The organism is Pseudomonas entomophila, from assembly GCF_013523125.1.
Taxonomy (GTDB): domain Bacteria; phylum Pseudomonadota; class Gammaproteobacteria; order Pseudomonadales; family Pseudomonadaceae; genus Aquipseudomonas; species Aquipseudomonas entomophila_B.
In genome coordinates this window covers 159140-175152 of the sequence record NZ_JAAMQJ010000005.1, presented here as the reverse complement: position 1 = coordinate 175152, position 16013 = coordinate 159140, and the positions used below count along the sequence as shown (strand labels likewise).

Annotated in this window: 13 protein-coding genes; 8 read left to right on the top strand and 5 right to left on the bottom strand. The window is 66.0% G+C overall.

The window, feature by feature from the left end:
* Window positions 1-302: 302 nt before the first annotated feature.
* The 4 genes from tpx to G7007_RS05250 all read right to left on the bottom strand — a co-directional run bounded on the left by tpx (window position 303) and on the right by G7007_RS05250 (window position 4841).
* Complete coding sequence (gene tpx / locus G7007_RS05265) at window positions 303-803, bottom strand: thiol peroxidase (RefSeq protein ID WP_181099619.1); 501 nt, start codon at window positions 801-803, stop codon at window positions 303-305.
* 174 nt (window positions 804-977) lie between these two features.
* Window positions 978-2267, bottom strand: coding sequence for an HAAAP family serine/threonine permease (locus G7007_RS05260; protein ID WP_181099617.1), 1290 nt, complete (start codon window positions 2265-2267; stop codon window positions 978-980).
* Between the two features lie 193 nt (window positions 2268-2460).
* Window positions 2461-3654, bottom strand: coding sequence for an amino acid aminotransferase (locus G7007_RS05255; RefSeq protein WP_181099615.1), 1194 nt, complete (start codon window positions 3652-3654; stop codon window positions 2461-2463).
* A gap of 146 nt (window positions 3655-3800) precedes the next feature.
* On the bottom strand, window positions 3801-4841 hold the full coding sequence (locus G7007_RS05250) for an Ldh family oxidoreductase (protein WP_308852278.1): 1041 nt from the start codon (window positions 4839-4841) through the stop codon (window positions 3801-3803).
* Window positions 4842-5254: 413 nt separating this feature from the next.
* Between G7007_RS05250 and G7007_RS05245 the strand changes: the two genes are divergently transcribed.
* From G7007_RS05245 to G7007_RS05220, 6 genes are all read left to right on the top strand, one after another.
* Window positions 5255-6067, top strand: a complete 813-nt coding sequence (locus G7007_RS05245; protein ID WP_181099611.1) for a gamma-glutamyl-gamma-aminobutyrate hydrolase family protein — start codon at window positions 5255-5257, stop codon at window positions 6065-6067.
* A 522-nt stretch (window positions 6068-6589) separates the two neighbouring features.
* Window positions 6590-7501, top strand: coding sequence for a 5-dehydro-4-deoxyglucarate dehydratase (kdgD, locus tag G7007_RS05240; protein ID WP_181099610.1), 912 nt, complete (start codon window positions 6590-6592; stop codon window positions 7499-7501).
* 104 nt (window positions 7502-7605) lie between these two features.
* A complete protein-coding gene (locus G7007_RS05235) occupies window positions 7606-8979 on the top strand; it encodes an MFS transporter (protein ID WP_181099608.1) in 1374 nt (457 codons plus the stop codon).
* 76 nt (window positions 8980-9055) lie between these two features.
* The gene (gene garD / locus G7007_RS05230; RefSeq protein WP_181099606.1) at window positions 9056-10609 is read left to right on the top strand and encodes a galactarate dehydratase; all 1554 of its coding nucleotides are present in this window, start codon (window positions 9056-9058) and stop codon (window positions 10607-10609) included.
* Between the two features lie 34 nt (window positions 10610-10643).
* Window positions 10644-12215, top strand: a complete 1572-nt coding sequence (locus G7007_RS05225) for an aldehyde dehydrogenase (NADP(+)) (protein WP_181099604.1) — start codon at window positions 10644-10646, stop codon at window positions 12213-12215.
* A 332-nt stretch (window positions 12216-12547) separates the two neighbouring features.
* Entirely contained in the window at window positions 12548-13249 is a 702-nt protein-coding gene (locus G7007_RS05220; RefSeq protein WP_181099602.1) for a DUF3053 domain-containing protein, read from the top strand.
* A 376-nt stretch (window positions 13250-13625) separates the two neighbouring features.
* On the opposite strand, the gene G7007_RS05215 is transcribed toward G7007_RS05220, so the two are convergent.
* Complete coding sequence (locus tag G7007_RS05215; protein WP_181099600.1) at window positions 13626-14384, bottom strand: FadR/GntR family transcriptional regulator; 759 nt, start codon at window positions 14382-14384, stop codon at window positions 13626-13628.
* Window positions 14385-14617: 233 nt separating this feature from the next.
* On the opposite strand from G7007_RS05215, the gene G7007_RS05210 reads away from it, so the two are divergent.
* Window positions 14618-14959, top strand: coding sequence for a hypothetical protein (locus tag G7007_RS05210; protein WP_181099598.1), 342 nt, complete (start codon window positions 14618-14620; stop codon window positions 14957-14959).
* 198 nt (window positions 14960-15157) lie between these two features.
* A complete protein-coding gene (locus tag G7007_RS05205) occupies window positions 15158-15991 on the top strand; it encodes an AraC family transcriptional regulator (RefSeq protein ID WP_181099596.1) in 834 nt (277 codons plus the stop codon).
* The last annotated feature ends 22 nt before the right edge of the window (window positions 15992-16013 follow it).

Genomic DNA, 16013 nt, shown 5'->3' with positions numbered 1-16013 from the left:
AGTCAAGGTGGAAGAATGGATGGCAGCTTTGCTCCCACTCGTGCTCGGGGCACCTCGGACAGACAGCTTGCCATCCATTCCTCTCACCTTTGATTCTAGCGATCCTCAAAGACACAAGCGGGCTTGCCCGCGACGCAGGCGGCGCCTGACAGGGCCTTATCGCTGGCAAGCCAGCTCCTACCATCGCTGCAGCCTGTCGGTGGCAGCCATGCCAATTGAGGCGGAAAAAGAAAACGGCCTGAGATCAACCCAGACCGTTTCGACACATCGACCTGCTAGGCCCGACAGGCCTGAGGCCATGCTTACTTCAGGACGGCCAGCGCCTGCTCGTAGTTCGGCTCGTCGGCGACTTCGCTCACCAGCTCGCTGTGCAGGACCTTGTCGTGCTCGTCCAGCACCACCACCGCACGGGCGGCCAGGCCGGCCAACGGACCGTCGGCGATGGCCACGCCGTAGGTTTCGAGGAACTCACGCCCGCGCAGGGTCGACAGGTTCTTCACGTTTTCCAGGCCTTCGGCGCCGCAGAAACGGGCCTGGGCGAACGGCAGGTCGGCCGAGATGCACAGCACCACGGTGTTGGCCAGGTCGTTGGCCTGGGCGTTGAACTTACGCACCGAGGTCGCGCAGGTCGGGGTGTCGACGCTCGGGAAGATGTTCAGCACCTTGCGCTTGCCGGCGAAGGCCTGCAGCGAGGTATCCGCCAGCCCTTCGCCGACCAGGGTGAACGCCGGGGCCTGGCTGCCGACCGCGGGCAGGTTGCCTGTGACCTGGACCGGAGTGCCTTTGAGAGTGACCTGAGCCATGAACGGGTTCCTTGTAGGGATGAAAGAGGATGCCGAGTTAAGCATGAAGCCGCCCGAGTGCCTATGCCTCGAGCGGCAAAATAGGTGTAGGCGATGCCGGACGATTGTGTGGGAACCGCACCCGGCTGCCCATCCATGGCCAGGGCGCCAGGCGCCCCCTGCCCGTCAAGGCGCTCAGTCGAACAACCCACCAATGACCGAGTACAGCACCGACGACATCGCCACCAGACCGACCACCACCACGAACGCGTTGGACAGCGCGCCGCGGTACTTCTGCATGGCCGGCACGTGCCGGATGGCGTACACCGGCATGAGGAACAGGATGGCAGCGATCACTGGCCCGCCGAACGACTCGATCATCGACAGGATGCTCGGGTTCAGGGTCGCGACGATCCAGCACACCACCAGCATGCCAATCGCCACCAGGCGGTCGAGCCCCTTGCCCTGCGGGCTGCGACCGGTCTTGGCGATGATGCCCTTGAGCCCTTCGCTGGCGCCGATGTAGTGGCCCAGGAACGACTTGGCGATGGCCACGAAGGCGATCAAGGGCGCGGCGAAGGCGATGCTCGGGTTGTCGAAGTGGTTGGCCAGGTAGGACAGGATCGACAGGTTCTGCGCCTTGGCCTCGGCCAGCTGGGCGCTGTCCAGGGTCAGCACGCAGCTGAAGACGAAGAACAGCACCATCGCCACCATCAACAGGTGCGCGCGGGCCAGCACCTGGCCGCTGCGTGCGTCGGCGTGCTCACCGTGCAGGCGCTTCTGGTCGACGGCGAAGGCCGAGATGATCGGCGAATGGTTGAAGGAGAACACCATCACCGGAATCGCCAGCCACAGGGTGTGCAGGAAGGCGCCAGCCGCCGGGACCTCGCGGGCGGTGTCGAGGATGCCGCCGTTCCAGTGCGGGATCAGGTAGAGCGCCAGCAGCGCCAGCGCCACGATGAAGGGGTAGACCAGCAGGCTCATGACCTTGACCGTGGCCTGCTCGCCGCAGCGCACGATCGCCAGCAGGGCCAGGATCAGCACGAACGACAGCACGACCCGTGGCGGCGGGGTCATGTGCAGCTGGTGCTCCATGAAACTGGCGACGGTGTTGGTCAGCGCCACGCTGTAGATCAGCAGGATGGGGAAGATGGCGAAGAAGTACAGCACGGTGATCAGCGCACCGGCCCGGATGCCGAAGTGCTCCTCGACCACCTGGGTGATGTCGCCGCCGTTGCGCCCGGAGAGCACGAAGCGGGTCAGGCCGCGGTGGGCGTAGTAGGTCATCGGGAAGGCCAGCACGGCCAGCACCAGCAGCGGCCAGAAGCCGCCCAGGCCGGCGTTGATCGGCAGGAACAGCGTCCCGGCGCCGATGGCCGTGCCGAACAGGCCGAGCATCCAGGTGGTGTCCTGACGTAGCCAGCTGCCTGCAGCAGCCGAGTCTGTTTCAAGGCGTGCTTCGACGCCGGGGGCCCGCTCGTTCATCCGGATGCAACTCCACTCGCACGATTGCAACAAGCTGAAGACCACGCAACGCAGGTCACGCGCCCCTCAGCCGAAAAGAGGGGCGCGATTGTGCGCTGGAACGCCGGCACTTGCAAAGCCAAACTGCCCGGCGTGCGATCGGCCGTGTGGCGCAGGCCATCGAATCAGCCCGCGCCACGTCAGTGCCTGGGGGTCACTGCACCGCGGCGAATGCCTCGGCCACCCGCTCCAGGTTGTCCGGGCGCAGGCCGGCCATGCAGACCCGGCCACTGTCGATCAAGTACACGCCGAACTGGTCGCGCAGGCGGTGCACCTGCTCGACGCTCAAGCCCGTGTAGCTGAACATGCCGCGCTGGCGCAGCAGGAACTGGAAGTCCTGGCCAGGCAGACGGCGGGCCAGCGCATCGACCAGGCCCTGGCGCATGTCGAGGATGCGCAGGCGCATGGCCTCGACCTCGTTCGCCCAGTCCTCGGCCAGCGCCGGGTCGGCCAGCACCGTGGCGACCAGTTTCGCGCCGTGGCAGGGCGGGCTCGAATAGTTGCGACGCACCGTGGCCTTGAGCTGGCCGAGCACGCTGACGGCGCTGTCGGCATCGTCGCTGACCACCGACAGGCCCCCTACCCGCTCGCCGTACAGTGAGAATATCTTCGAGAACGAATTGCTCACCAGGCACGGCACCCCGGCGCGGGCCATTTCGCGGATGGCGTAGGCATCCTCGGCCAGCCCTTCGCCGAAGCCCTGGTAGGCGATGTCGAGGAAAGCGATCAGCTCGCGCGCCTTGACCACCTCGATCACCTGCTGCCACTGGGCTTGATCGAGGTCCACGCCCGTCGGGTTGTGGCAGCACGGGTGCAGCAGCACGATGCTCTGGGCCGGCAACTGGCGCAGGGTCGCGAGCATGCCGTCGAAGTCCAGGCCACGGGTCGCCGGGTCGAAGTACGGGTAGGTGTTCACGGTGAACCCGGCGCCTTCGAAGATGGCGCGGTGGTTGTCCCAGGTCGGGTTGCTGACCCACACCTGCGCCTCGGGGAAATAGCGTTTGAGGAAGTCCGCACCGACTTTGAGCGCGCCCGAGCCGCCGACGGTCTGCACGGTGGCGACGCGCCCGGCGCTGACCATCGGGTGCTCGGCGCCGAACAACAGCGCCTGGATCGCCGCCCGGTAGCTGCCCAGGCCTTCCATGGGCAGGTACAACGAGGCACCGTGGGCCTGGCTGGCCAGACGGCGCTCGGCCTCGCCCACGGCCGCCAGCTGCGGTACCGCCCCGTCGGCGTCGTAGTACAGACCGATGCTCAGGTTGACCTTGTCGGCGCGCGGGTCGGCCTTGAAGGTTTCCATCAGCGAGAGGATCGGGTCGCCGGCATAGGCATCGACATGTTTGAACACAGCGTGCAGCTCCTTGGGATCAGGATGGGTACGAGGATGGCTGGGTGCAGGATACGCGTTGTCGTGCCGTGACGACACAGCACTCGCGCATGGATGGCCTGCAGGGTGGCATGGGGTGCCGGACCACGCAGGCGTCTGGTCGTGCATCAGGTTGACGAGGTGCCGGGACCGGTGCCCGCCAGCGTGTGCAACTCGGCCAGTTCGCCGCGGGTCAGTGCCACCCCTTCACGTGCCGACACGGCCCGCTCATGGTAGCGCCGCTCGCCAGGCAGCCGCTCCAGCCCCACGGCACGCAACTGCGCCACCAGCGCCCCCGCGCGCTCGGCGAACCGTTGCCCTTCACTGCGGCTCGGGTCGATGACGATCAGCGCCTGCCCCGTCCAGGGTGTCTTGGCCCCAGGGTGCCCGGACCAGTCGAACTCCCAGGAGAAATGCCCACCGGTCAGCGCCGCGGCCAGTAGTTCCACCATCATCGACAGGGCCGAGCCCTTGTGCCCACCGAACGCCAGCAACGCGCCGCCGTCGAGGATCGCCTGGGGGTCGCAGGTCGGCTGGCCGGCCGCATCCACGCCGACGCCTGGCGGCACGCTGCGGCCTTCGCGCGCGGCGATCTGGATGTCGCCATGGGCCATGGCGCTGGTGGCCATGTCGAAGACCAGGGGGTCATGGCCGGCGCAAGGCGCGGCGAAGGCGATGGGGTTGGTGCCGAACAAGGGCCGCCGGGCGCCATGCGGCACCACGCAGGTCATGCTGTTGACCACCGTCAGCGCCACCAGCCCGGCGTCGGCGAAGGGTTCCACATCCGGCCACAGGGCGCCGAAGTGGTGCGAATTGTGAATGGCCAGGGCTGCGATGCCCGCGCTGCGTGCCTTGTCCATCAAGGCCGCTCGCGCCGCAGCCAAGGCCGGCTGGGCGAAGCCGCCGGCCGCATCGACCTTGAGCAGACCGGCGGCCACGTCCGACACCACCGGCCGCGCCATGCCGTCGACCCAGCCACTGGCCAGCGTCGAGACATAGCCTGGCATGCGGAATACACCATGGCTGTGAGCGCCATCACGTTGCGCCGCGGCGCAATTGTCGGCCAGCACGGCGGCGACCAAGGTGCTGCAACCATGACGAACGAGAATGCCAGTCAGCAGCGCGACCAGGTCGGCGTGCGGGAGGCGAACGGTGTCTGGAGGGTTCACGGGCAAGGCAACTCCATGTCAGGGCGCCAGGGCGGCGCGGCAATCGGCACTGTCGAACGATTCGGCCGGCGTTGTCAAAGGGCTTACGCAGCTGCAAACGAATGCACCCACAGGCGCTTTGATCATTGCAGCGACGCAAACGACCGTTTGCATGCTCAACCGGTGGCGACCTGGCCTTGCCGCAAGCCCTTGATGGCAAAGGCCTGGCGCCTGAATTCGACGCTCTAGGGTCGCTGGCACCGTTCGTTTGCCTGTTTGACATCCCGAACGGCTCTGGCAAGCTGGCTTCGAGTCCCGACCGGTCCATCGCCGTACCTCCGGCCAGCCGGCAGTGCTCGGGACTTCAGGCACGGCACGTGCGTCTCGCCGGCCTGCACGACAACGGCAGGGCAACCCCTGTCCCAAGGTGACTTATGTCCAACAGCAACATTGGCGAGAAGACTCAACCCCTGCGCAAACCGGTCGTCCTGATGACCATGGGTGCGCAGGAACGCAAAGGTCACGACTATCAAGTCATGACCCACAAGTACATCACCCCGCTGGTCGACTTCGCTGGCTGCGTGCCGGTGCTGGTGCCGACCTGCTGCGGCACCGACGACCTGGAGGCCTACCTCGACCTGGCCGACGGTGTCTACCTGACCGGCGCGGGCAGCAACATCGACCCGGCGCTGTACGGCCAGGCGAACGAAACGCCAGGCAAGGCCCAGGACAAGCAACGCGACCTGTTCGACATCCCGCTGGTGCAACTGGCCATCGCCCGTGGCTTGCCGATCTTCGGCGTGTGCCGCGGCATGCAGGAGATCAACGTGGCCCTGGGCGGCGACATCTACCAGAAGGTCTATGCCGAGCCGGGCTTCAACGATCACCGCGAGAACCCGGACGATCCGGTCGACGTGCAGTACCAGGCCGTCCATGACGTCACGGTCGAGGTCGGCAGCTGGCTGCAGACGACCCTTGGGTGCGACACGATCCGTGTCAACTCGCTGCATGGCCAAGGCCTGCGTACCTTGGGCGATGGGCTGCAGGCGATCGCCTGGGCGCCGGATGGCCTGGTCGAGGCCGTGCATGGCCCGGCGATCTCGCCTTTCCTGTTCGCGGTGCAATGGCACCCGGAATGGAAGGCGGCGAGCAATCCGGATTCGATTCGCCTGTTCCAGGCCTTCGGCGAGGCGTGCCGGGCCCAGGCACGCAAGCGGCAGGCCGTACCGCGGCAGGCCATGGCCTGAGCGACGATGTGAACCCCTGGGATCGTGCCTGATCCTGGGTGTCGAGACACCTTTACCCTGTTCGTTCTCGAACGCCCCGGCTGCCTGTGCGGCCGGGCGTTTCGACGTCTTTTGTGGACCTTGCAGGCCCAATCGCGGCACAGGGGCCGCTTACAGAGGCCGTGCCACTGCGGCGGGTGAGCGGCCCCCGTGCCGCGATTGGACCCACCAGGGCCCACCTCTGTAGAACGCTGGCGATCCAGTTGTCGTACCTCTTGACGCCCATGCTTACGCTCACTCGCCTCTAAGGACTGATTCGCCAGCGGAGATAGCCTTACCATCGGTGGCGCTCGAGCCCCCCAAATCACCTCTCATACAGCCGAAACCGGTCTCTTTATTCTCGCTTTCGCCCTGTCTCGCCTAGTCACCCCTAGCACACCTCTCTCAAAAATGTTCACCAACCCTCTAGCCACAACTTAAGTTGTACGATAACTTACCTCAAGCGCCACAATGACAATCAACTGCGCCACAGGATGCTCCCCCATGACGCCACATGAACTGCAATCGATCCTCTCCCAAGGTCTGCTGTCCTTCCCGTTGACCGACTTCGACGCAGGCGGCGACTTCCACGCCGAAGGCTACCGCAAGCGCCTGGAATGGCTCGCCCCCTACGGCGCCACGGCCCTGTTCGCCGCCGGAGGCACCGGTGAGTTCTTCTCCCTCGCCGCCAGCGAATACAGCCAGGTGATCAAGACTGCGGTCGATACCTGCGCCGGCACCGTGCCGATTCTGGCCGGCGTAGGCGGATCGACCCGTCAAGCCATCGAATACGCCCGTGAGGCCCAGCGCCTGGGCGCCAAAGGCCTGCTGCTGCTGCCGCACTACCTGACCGAGGCCAGCCAGGACGGCGTGGCCGCCCATGTCGAGGCGGTCTGCAAGGCCGTCGACATCGGCGTGGTGGTCTACAACCGTAACGTCTGCCGCCTCAACGCCGACCTCCTTGAGCGCCTGGCCGAGCGCTGCCCGAACCTGATCGGCTACAAGGACGGCCTGGGCGACATCGAGCTGATGGTGTCCATCCGCCGCCGCCTGGGCGAGCGCTTCAGCTACCTGGGTGGGTTGCCGACCGCCGAAGTCTATGCGGCGGCCTACAAGGCCCTGGGCGTGCCGGTCTACTCTTCGGCCGTGTTCAACTTCGTGCCCAGGACCGCGATGGACTTCTACACCGCCATCGCCCGCGACGACCACGCCACCGTGAACCGTCTGATCGACACCTTCTTCCTGCCTTACCTGGACATCCGCAACCGCAAGGCGGGCTACGCCGTGAGCATCGTCAAGGCCGGCGCACGCCTCGCCGGTCACGACGCAGGCCCGGTGCGCACGCCGCTGACCGAGCTGACCCAGGACGAATACGCGCAGCTTGCCGCGCTGATGGACACGCTCGGGCCGCAATAAGCGCCCAGCCAGGCAGGCTGCCACCTGCCGTGCCGAGCGGGCCTGCGCCCGCTCATACAACATGATCGCCCCCGCATAACAATAACGAGTGGGAGTACCTTCGCATGCAAGCGCCCAAGAAGACGCATGTGCGTTACCTGATTCTGTTGATGCTGTTCCTGGTGACCACCATCAACTACGCCGATCGAGCGACCATCTCGATCGCCGGCTCCGCCCTGCAGAAAGACCTCGGCATCGATGCCATCACCCTGGGCTACATCTTCTCGGCCTTCGGCTGGGCCTACGTGCTCGGGCAGATTCCCGGGGGCTGGCTGCTCGACCGCTTCGGCTCGAAGAAAGTCTACGCCCTGAGCATCTTCACCTGGTCGCTGTTCACCGTGCTGCAAGGCTTCGTCGGCTACCTGCCAGTGGCCAACGCCATCGTCGCGCTGTTCATGCTGCGTTTTCTGGTCGGCTTCGCCGAAGCGCCCTCCTTCCCCGGCAACGCGCGCATCGTGGCGGCCTGGTTCCCCACCGCCGAACGCGGCACCGCCTCGGCGATCTTCAACTCGGCCCAGTACTTCGCCACCGTGCTGTTCGCCCCGCTGATGGGCTGGATCGTCCACTCATGGGGGTGGGAGCATGTGTTCGTGGTCATGGGCGGCCTGGGTATCGTGTTCTCGCTGGTCTGGCTCAAGCTGATCTACAACCCCAAGGAACACCCGATGATCAGCGCCGGGGAGCTCGAGCACATCGAGCGAAACGGCGGCCTGGTGGACATGGACAAGCCCCGCGCAGCCGGCAATGGCGGCCCCAAGTGGGGCTACATCCGCCAACTGCTCACCAGCCGCATGATGCTCGGCATCTACCTGGGCCAGTACTGCATCAACGCCATCACCTACTTCTTCCTGACCTGGTTCCCGGTGTACCTGGTGCAGGACCGTGGCATGTCGATCCTCAAGGCCGGCTTCATCGCCTCGCTGCCGGCAATCTGCGGGTTCGTCGGCGGCGTGCTGGGTGGCGTGATCTCCGATCACCTGCTGCGGCGCGGCCATTCGTTGACCTTCGCCCGCAAGGCGCCGATCGTGATCGGGTTGCTGCTGTCCACCACCATGGTCATCTGCAATTACGTCGATGCCGAATGGATGGTGGTGGCGATCATGGCCCTGGCATTCTTCGGCAAGGGCCTGGGCGCACTGGGCTGGGCCGTGGTCTCGGACACCTCGCCCAAGCAGATCGCCGGGCTGTCCGGAGGCATGTTCAACACCTTCGGCAACATCGCGTCGATCACCACGCCGATCATCATCGGCTACATCATCAGCGCCACCGGCTCGTTCAAGTGGGCGCTGGTGTACGTGGGCGCCAATGCCCTGGTGGCGGTGTTCAGCTACCTGGTGATCGTCGGTCCGATCAAGCGGATCGAGCTGCGCGACCTGCCGCGTGAAGACGAACCGGCCCTGCCACCGGCCGGTAGCGAGCTGGCCGACAGCCGCCGTTGACCCCACGCTGGCGACCTGCCCGTCAGGTCGCCAGCCGACGATACACGCCTGAGCGCACCGCACGAGGGGCCTTGTCATGCAACTGATCGAAACATCCGAATCACCCCGCCACGTTCGCCTGCACGCCGACGACAATGTCGTGGTGGTGGTCAACGACGGAGGTCTGGGCGAAGGCGCCCGCTTCGCCGACGGCTTGACCTTGATCGAGGCCGTGCCGCAAAGCCACAAGGTGGCCACCGTGGACATCGCCCAGGGCATGCCGGTGCGCCGCTATGGGCAGACCATCGGCTATGCCGTCGAGAACCTGCGCCAGGGTAGCTGGGTGCGCGAAAGCCAGCTCGACATGCCCGACGCCCCGGCCCTGGACAGCCTGCCATGCTGCGACGCCGTCCCGGCGCCCGCGTCGGCATTGGAGGGCTATACCTTCGAAGGCTACCGCAACGCCGACGGCACGGTCGGCACCCGCAACCTGCTCGGCATCACCACCACGGTGCAGTGCGTGACCGGCGTGCTGGAGCACGCGGTCAAGCGCATTCGCCAGGAACTGCTGCCGCGCTACCCCCATGTCGACGACGTGGTGGCGCTGACCCACAGCTATGGTTGTGGCGTGGCGATCAACGCACGCGACGCCTACATCCCGATCCGTACCGTGCGCAACCTGGCCCGCAACCCGAACCTGGGCGGCGAGGCGCTGGTGATCGGCCTGGGCTGCGAGAAGCTGCAGGCCGAGCAGGTGATGCACGCTGGCGACCCTTCGGTGGACCTCAGCGAGCCCTGGCTGTACAAGCTGCAGGACGCCAGCCTGGGCTTCACCGAGATGATCGAGCAGATCATGGCCCTGGCCGAGACGCGCCTGCGCAAGCTCGACCAGCGTCGCCGCGAGACGGTGCCGGCCAGCGAACTGATCCTGGGCATGCAGTGCGGCGGCAGCGACGCGTTCTCCGGGATCACCGCCAACCCGGCCCTGGGTTTTGCCGCCGACCTGCTGGTGCGGGCCGGGGCCACGGTGATGTTCTCCGAGGTCACCGAAGTGCGCGATGCGATCTACATGCTCACCTCGCGTGCCGAGACGCCGGAGGTGGCCGAGGCACTGGTGCGCGAGATGGACTGGTACGACCAGTACCTGCAACGCGGCGCCGCCGACCGCAGCGCCAACACCACGCCCGGCAACAAGAAAGGCGGGCTGTCGAACATCGTCGAAAAATCCCTCGGGTCGATCGTCAAGTCCGGCAGCGGCGCCATCCAGGGCGTGCTGGGGCCTGGCGAACGCGCGGCGCGCAAGGGCCTGCTGTTCTGCGCCACCCCGGCCAGCGACTTCATCTGCGGCACCCTGCAACTGGCCGCCGGCATGAACCTGCACGTGTTCACCACCGGGCGCGGCACCCCCTACGGGCTGGCCATGGCCCCGGTGGTCAAGGTCTGCACCCGCACCGAACTGGCCCAGCGCTGGCCCGACCTGATCGACATCGATGCCGGGCGCATCGCCACCGGCCAGGCGAGCATCGAGACCCTGGGCTGGGAGCTGTTCCACTACTACCTGGACGTCGCCAGCGGGCGTCAGCAGACCTGGGCCGAGCGGCACCGCCTGCATAACGACATCACCCTTTTCAACCCTGCTCCGGTGACCTGACTCAGGCTCGCCCCCTCACTTCGAAGGAGTTTCCATGCACGAGATCCTTGGCCACAACTTCATCGCCGGTCAGCGCAGCGCCGCTGGCGAACAGCGTCTTCACAGCCTCGACGCCAGCACCGGCGAGGCCTTGCCTTTCACCTTCAGTCAAGCGACCGAGGCCGAAGTCGATCAGGCCGCGCGCGCCGCTGCCGATGCCTTCGCTGCCTTCCGTCAACTGCCGCCCGCGCGCCGGGCCGAGTTCCTCGAGGCCATCGCCGCCGAGCTGGACGCGCTGGACGATGCCTTCGTCGCCATCGTCTGCCGCGAGACCGCGTTGCCCCCTGCCCGCACCCAGGGTGAGCGAGGCCGAACCAGCGGCCAGATGCGCCTGTTCGCCCAGGTCCTGCGCCGTGGCGACTTCCTGGGGGCGCGGATCGACCACGCGCTGCCGGACCGCCAGCCCCTGCCACGCCCTGACATCCGGCAGATGCGTATCGGCGTCGGCCCGGTCGCCGTGTTCGGCGCCAGCAACTTCCCCCTGGCCTTCTCCACCGCCGGTGGCGATACCGCCGCGGCGCTGGCGGCGGGTTGCCCGGTGGTGTTCAAGGCCCACAGCGGGCACATGGCGACCGCCGACCTCGTCGGCTGTGCCATCCAGCGCGCGGCCGAGCGCACCGGCATGCCCGCCGGGGTGTTCAACATGGTCTATGGCCATCGTGTCGGCGAATGGCTGGTCAAGCACCCGGCCATCCAGGCCGTGGGCTTTACCGGCTCGCTCAAGGGGGGCGATGCCTTGTGCCGCCTGGCGGCCGAGCGCCCGCAGCCGATCCCGGTGTTCGCCGAGATGTCCAGCATCAACCCGGTGATCATCCTGCCGAGTGCCCTGGCCAAGCGCGGCGCGGCCATCGCCCGCGACCTGGCCGGTTCGGTCACCCTGGGCGCCGGGCAGTTCTGCACCAATCCCGGCCTGGTGCTCGGGGTACGGGGGCCTGCGTTCGAACAGTTGCTGGCTGACCTGGGCGGTCACCTCGGGCAACAGCCGCCGCAGACACTGCTCAACCAGGGCGGGCTGGACAGCTATACGCGCGGTCTGCAGCACCTGGACACCCACGCCGGCATCGCGCACCTGGCCGGCCTGCCGCAGGAAGGCCAGCAGGCCCGGGCCCAGTTGTACAAGGCCAAGGCCGACCTGCTGGTGGGCAGCGACGCGTTGCTGCAGGAAGAAGTCTTCGGCCCGGCCACCGTCGCGGTGGAGGTGGTGGACGACGCGCAACTCAAGGCCGCGCTGCAAGGCCTGCGCGGCCAGCTGACCGCGACCGTGATCGGTGAACCGGAAGACCTGGAGGCCTATGCCTGGCTGGTGCCGATCCTCGAGGAAAAGGTCGGTCGGATCCTGTTCAACGGCTACCCCACAGGCGTCGAGGTCTGCGACGCCATGGTTCACGGAGGACCTTACCCGGCGACGTCGGACGCCCGTGGCACCTCGGTCGGCACCCTGGCCATCGACCGCTTCCTGCGTCCGGTGTGCTACCAGAACTACCCGCAGTCGCTGCTGCCGGCGGCGTTGCAGGATGCCAACCCGCTCGGGCTGCGGCGTCTGGTGAATGGTTCCTGGGAGGGGTGAGGTTGGGGCGGTGAGCGGTGAGCGGTGAGCTGCAAGCTGCAAGCTGCAAGCTGCAAGCTGCAAGCTGCAAGCTGCAAGCTGCAAGCTGCAAGCTGCAAGCTGCAAGCTGCAAGCTGCAAGCTGCAAGCTGCAAGCTGCAAGCTGCAAGCCACAGCAGTCTTGCAGGGCTTCGGATCAGCGGTGAACACGTAGATGGCGTGCGCTAAGCCATCGCCATGGAAGTCCGCTTGTAGCTTGTAGCTTGCGGCTTGCGGCTTGCGCCGCTGCGGAACCGGACGATGATGGCAATGTCCCATGACCGTTCCACTCCCTCACTCAAGGACCCTACCGACATGAACGTCTCATTCCGCCCGCAGTGGTTGCTCGCCCTCGCCCTCCCTCTGGCCCTGGCTGCCTGTGGCGACAAGGAGCCCGAGCAGCGTGCGGCCTTCAGCCAGTTCCTGCAGACCCGGATCATCGACAAGCCAGGTGTGCGCGTGCCCCAACTGACGCCGGAAGAATCCAAGGCCTTCGGCGACTACACCAGCCACTACGCGGTGATCACCGATTTCAACGGCGGCATGGACGCATCGGTCAAGCCGCTGCAGGGGCTGGTCCAGAAAGGCGCCGTGCGTTCGCTCAACGACGTGATCGAACGCCGTGCCGACCTGGAAACGGCCAAGACCGGCCTGCATGACATGGGCACCCAGCTCAAGGCGCAACAGGCCAAGGCCGACGCCGCGCATGCTGCGCTCAAGCAACCGGACGACCTCAAGCCGGTATACGACAAGGCCTACGACAAGACCGTGACCCTGCCCGCCACGACCTTCCTGGAGGTCTTGCCGCGCTTGGAGGCCACGCTCGACAGCAGCCTGAAGGTGGCCGACTACGTCAACGCCCACAAGGACCAGATCGAGGTCAATGGCGCCATCGTGCGCGTCGCCGACCCCAAGGTTCAGGCGGAACTGAACGGCTTGCTGGGCGAGCTCAATGCCCAGGCCAAGACGGTGCAAGAGGCGCAGGGTCGGGTTCAGCAGGTACTGCTGGGACGCTGATCGCGTGTAGGGCATGAGTCGGGCAAGTGTATCGCCGGCTCGAGCAGACAAGGCAGCTCCGGATGGGCTGCCTTTTTCATGGATGATCGGCAGCTGTGTCGCTGATTGATTGACAGGGCCGCTTACGAGTCATCATGGTCGGTTCGTAATGAGACGGTGACGGACCGGGCGCTATCGCGGGCAAGCCCGCTCCCACAAGCTGCTTGCGCAGCCATGCCCAGACCGACGGCTGCAGAGATCTGGGTGGGAGCTGGCTTGCCAGCGATAGGGCCCTGTCAGGCGCCGACTGCGTCGCGGGTAAGCACACACATCAGTCCATTCGGTCGGGCCCAAGTAGAAAAGACAGTTGCTCCCACACGTGCGTGCCTGTCTTCACTCATGCGCCTGACGACTGCTGCCCCTGCGCCTGCTGATGCGCATGGCGCAAGCGTTCCCGGCTGTTGCACAGGTGCATGCGCATGGCGAGCTTGGCGCCTTCAGAGTCGCGGCGGACGATCGCCTCGAAGATGGCTTCGTGCTCGTAACGCAGGCGACTGAGGTAGTGCGCCTGATCGTCCTGGACCAGGCTTGCCGAATTCAGCCGGGTACGCGGGATGATGCTGGTGCCCAGGTGGCCGAGGATGTCGGCGAAGTAATGGTTGCCGCTGGCCTGGGCGATCTGCAGGTGGAACTGGAAATCCGCCGCCACGGCATCCGAAGCCTTGGCAGCCCCCAGGTTGATCTCGTCCAGGGCCGCACGCATGGCCGCCAGGTGGGTCTCGTCACGGCGCTCGGCCGCCAGGCCGGCAGACTCGATTTCCAGGGCGATGCGCAGCTCGAGCACCGCCAGCACATCACGCAGGGTCACCACCGTGGCCGGGTCGATGCGGAAACCGTTGCTCGGCGGCGTGTCCAGCACGAAGGTGCCGATGCCATGGCGCGTCTCGACCTGACCGGCCGCTTGCAGGCGGGAAATGGCCTCGCGCACGACCGTGCGGCTGACGCCTTCCTCGACCATGATCTGCGATTCGGTGGGCAGCTTGTCGCCGCGCTTGAGTTGGCCGCTGCGAATGCGCTCGGTCAGCACCGTGACCAACTCCTGCGCCAAGCTGCGAGGCTTGCGCCGGGCCCGTGGCTGTACCTGCTGCTCTGTCATGCCCTGTACGTTTCATGTGGGGAAATCAGAACGCATGATACCTCATGCAGTTGTACGATCACACCGACCTGTGAGGCAGCGGCCACGCGGTCTCTCCCGAGCCTGTTCGACCCGGCGCGCATTTCCTGCGTGCATCCTCCAGTCGCCTTTTGTCCGTTGACGGCATTTTACTGGCCCCTACACCCAGCAAAGCGCGGCAGACTTCTATTTTTTCAACGGGTTAGGACAACCTCATGAAGTCATTTCAAAGCGCCTTGGCCGGATGCCTGCTCATGGCGGCCGCCTCTTCACTACAGGCCAAAGGGCTGAGCACAGGCGATCGCCAGGTGTGTGAGTGGGGAGCCCGCATTGCGGCCGAGGCTCAGCAGTCCAAGCTGTCCGGTGTGAGCCTGTACGCCGTGCGCAAGCGGTTGCAGACCCGCCGGTTCCCCAAGCCGTGGATGCGCATGACGGCATTCGGTATCACCGAACAGACCTACACCAGTGCTTCACGCCTCAAGCCCGTGGCGATTCGCCAGACCTACTACGAGCAATGCACTGCACATGCCCAGGCGGCGCGCCAAGCACGCCGATGAAGACTCTTGATAAATCACATTAAGTAAAAGAAAAATAACTATAAAAATCATAATCAAAAGATTAATTTTTAATCCTTTTTATCACTAGGCGTGTGAGCTGCGATCGAGTGAGCCACATGCCTTCCTGTGCACAAATCTTCCAGCATTCACGCGTGCCCTGCCGTACAGTCGAAGCTCTCTCCTTGTCGCGGGCCGCCCATGGACAACTGGATCGACCTCGCCCTGCACGCGGACACCGGCATCGAATCGGTACGCGCGCACTTCAAAGGGCATGCCTATGAACCGCATTGGCACGACAGCTTCCTGATCGGCTTCACCGAGCAAGGCGTGCAACAGTTCCATTGCCGGCGCTTGCGGCACCACAGCACCCCCGGCCAGGTGTTCCTGCTCGAACCCGGGGAACTGCACGACGGGCATGCGCCGACCGAGGACGGCTTCACCTATTCGACGCTCTACCTGCGCCCGGACTGGCTCGAAACAGCCTTGGGCGCGTTGTTCGAACAGGCACCTGCCCAGTGCCTGCCAGGGTTCGCCGACACCCTGAGCGGGGATCCAACCCTGGCCCAGTCGATCGCTCGGGCATTCCAGGCTGTCCACAGCGGCTCGCTGCGCCTGGCCCAGGACGTAGCGCTGGATGACCTGCTCGCCCACCTGACCCGGCATGTGCACTGGCGTCGCGCGCTGAACCCCGACCCGCGCCTGCCCGGCGTGGCACGTCGTGCCCAGGAGCTGATCCATGCCTGCTACGCCCAGGACCTGAGCCTGGACAGCCTGGCCGAGGCCTGCCAGGTGGACCGCTTCAGGCTGACCCGGGCATTTCGCAGCGCCTTCGGCCTGCCACCCCATGCCTACCTGGTGCAAGTGCGCCTGGCCAAGGCCCGCGCGCTGCTGGCCCGTGGTGATACGCCGGTCCGTGTGGCCAGCGCCGTAGGGTTTTCCGACCAGAGCCACCTGGGCCGCTGGTTTCAACGGGCGTACCGCCTGACCCCAGCGGATTACCGACGGCGCTGCTCAAACCTTCCAGACCGCTAGCCCGCCGTGCGGCAGGCTGAGG

Bases quoted from the DNA above. Each gene is read 5' to 3' on its own strand.
- tpx (WP_181099619.1), bottom strand. From the start codon at position 803: ATGGCTCAGGTCACTCTCAAAGGCACTCCGGTCCAGGTCACAGGCAAC.
- G7007_RS05260 (WP_181099617.1), bottom strand. From the start codon at position 2,267: ATGAACGAGCGGGCCCCCGGCGTCGAAGCACGCCTTGAAACAGACTCG.
- G7007_RS05245 (WP_181099611.1), top strand. From the start codon at position 5,255: ATGTCCAACAGCAACATTGGCGAGAAGACTCAACCCCTGCGCAAACCG.
- kdgD (WP_181099610.1), top strand. From the start codon at position 6,590: ATGACGCCACATGAACTGCAATCGATCCTCTCCCAAGGTCTGCTGTCC.
- G7007_RS05235 (WP_181099608.1), top strand. From the start codon at position 7,606: ATGCAAGCGCCCAAGAAGACGCATGTGCGTTACCTGATTCTGTTGATG.
- garD (WP_181099606.1), top strand. From the start codon at position 9,056: ATGCAACTGATCGAAACATCCGAATCACCCCGCCACGTTCGCCTGCAC.
- G7007_RS05225 (WP_181099604.1), top strand. From the start codon at position 10,644: ATGCACGAGATCCTTGGCCACAACTTCATCGCCGGTCAGCGCAGCGCC.
- G7007_RS05220 (WP_181099602.1), top strand. From the start codon at position 12,548: ATGAACGTCTCATTCCGCCCGCAGTGGTTGCTCGCCCTCGCCCTCCCT.
- G7007_RS05215 (WP_181099600.1), bottom strand. From the start codon at position 14,384: ATGACAGAGCAGCAGGTACAGCCACGGGCCCGGCGCAAGCCTCGCAGC.
- G7007_RS05210 (WP_181099598.1), top strand. From the start codon at position 14,618: ATGAAGTCATTTCAAAGCGCCTTGGCCGGATGCCTGCTCATGGCGGCC.
- G7007_RS05205 (WP_181099596.1), top strand. From the start codon at position 15,158: ATGGACAACTGGATCGACCTCGCCCTGCACGCGGACACCGGCATCGAA.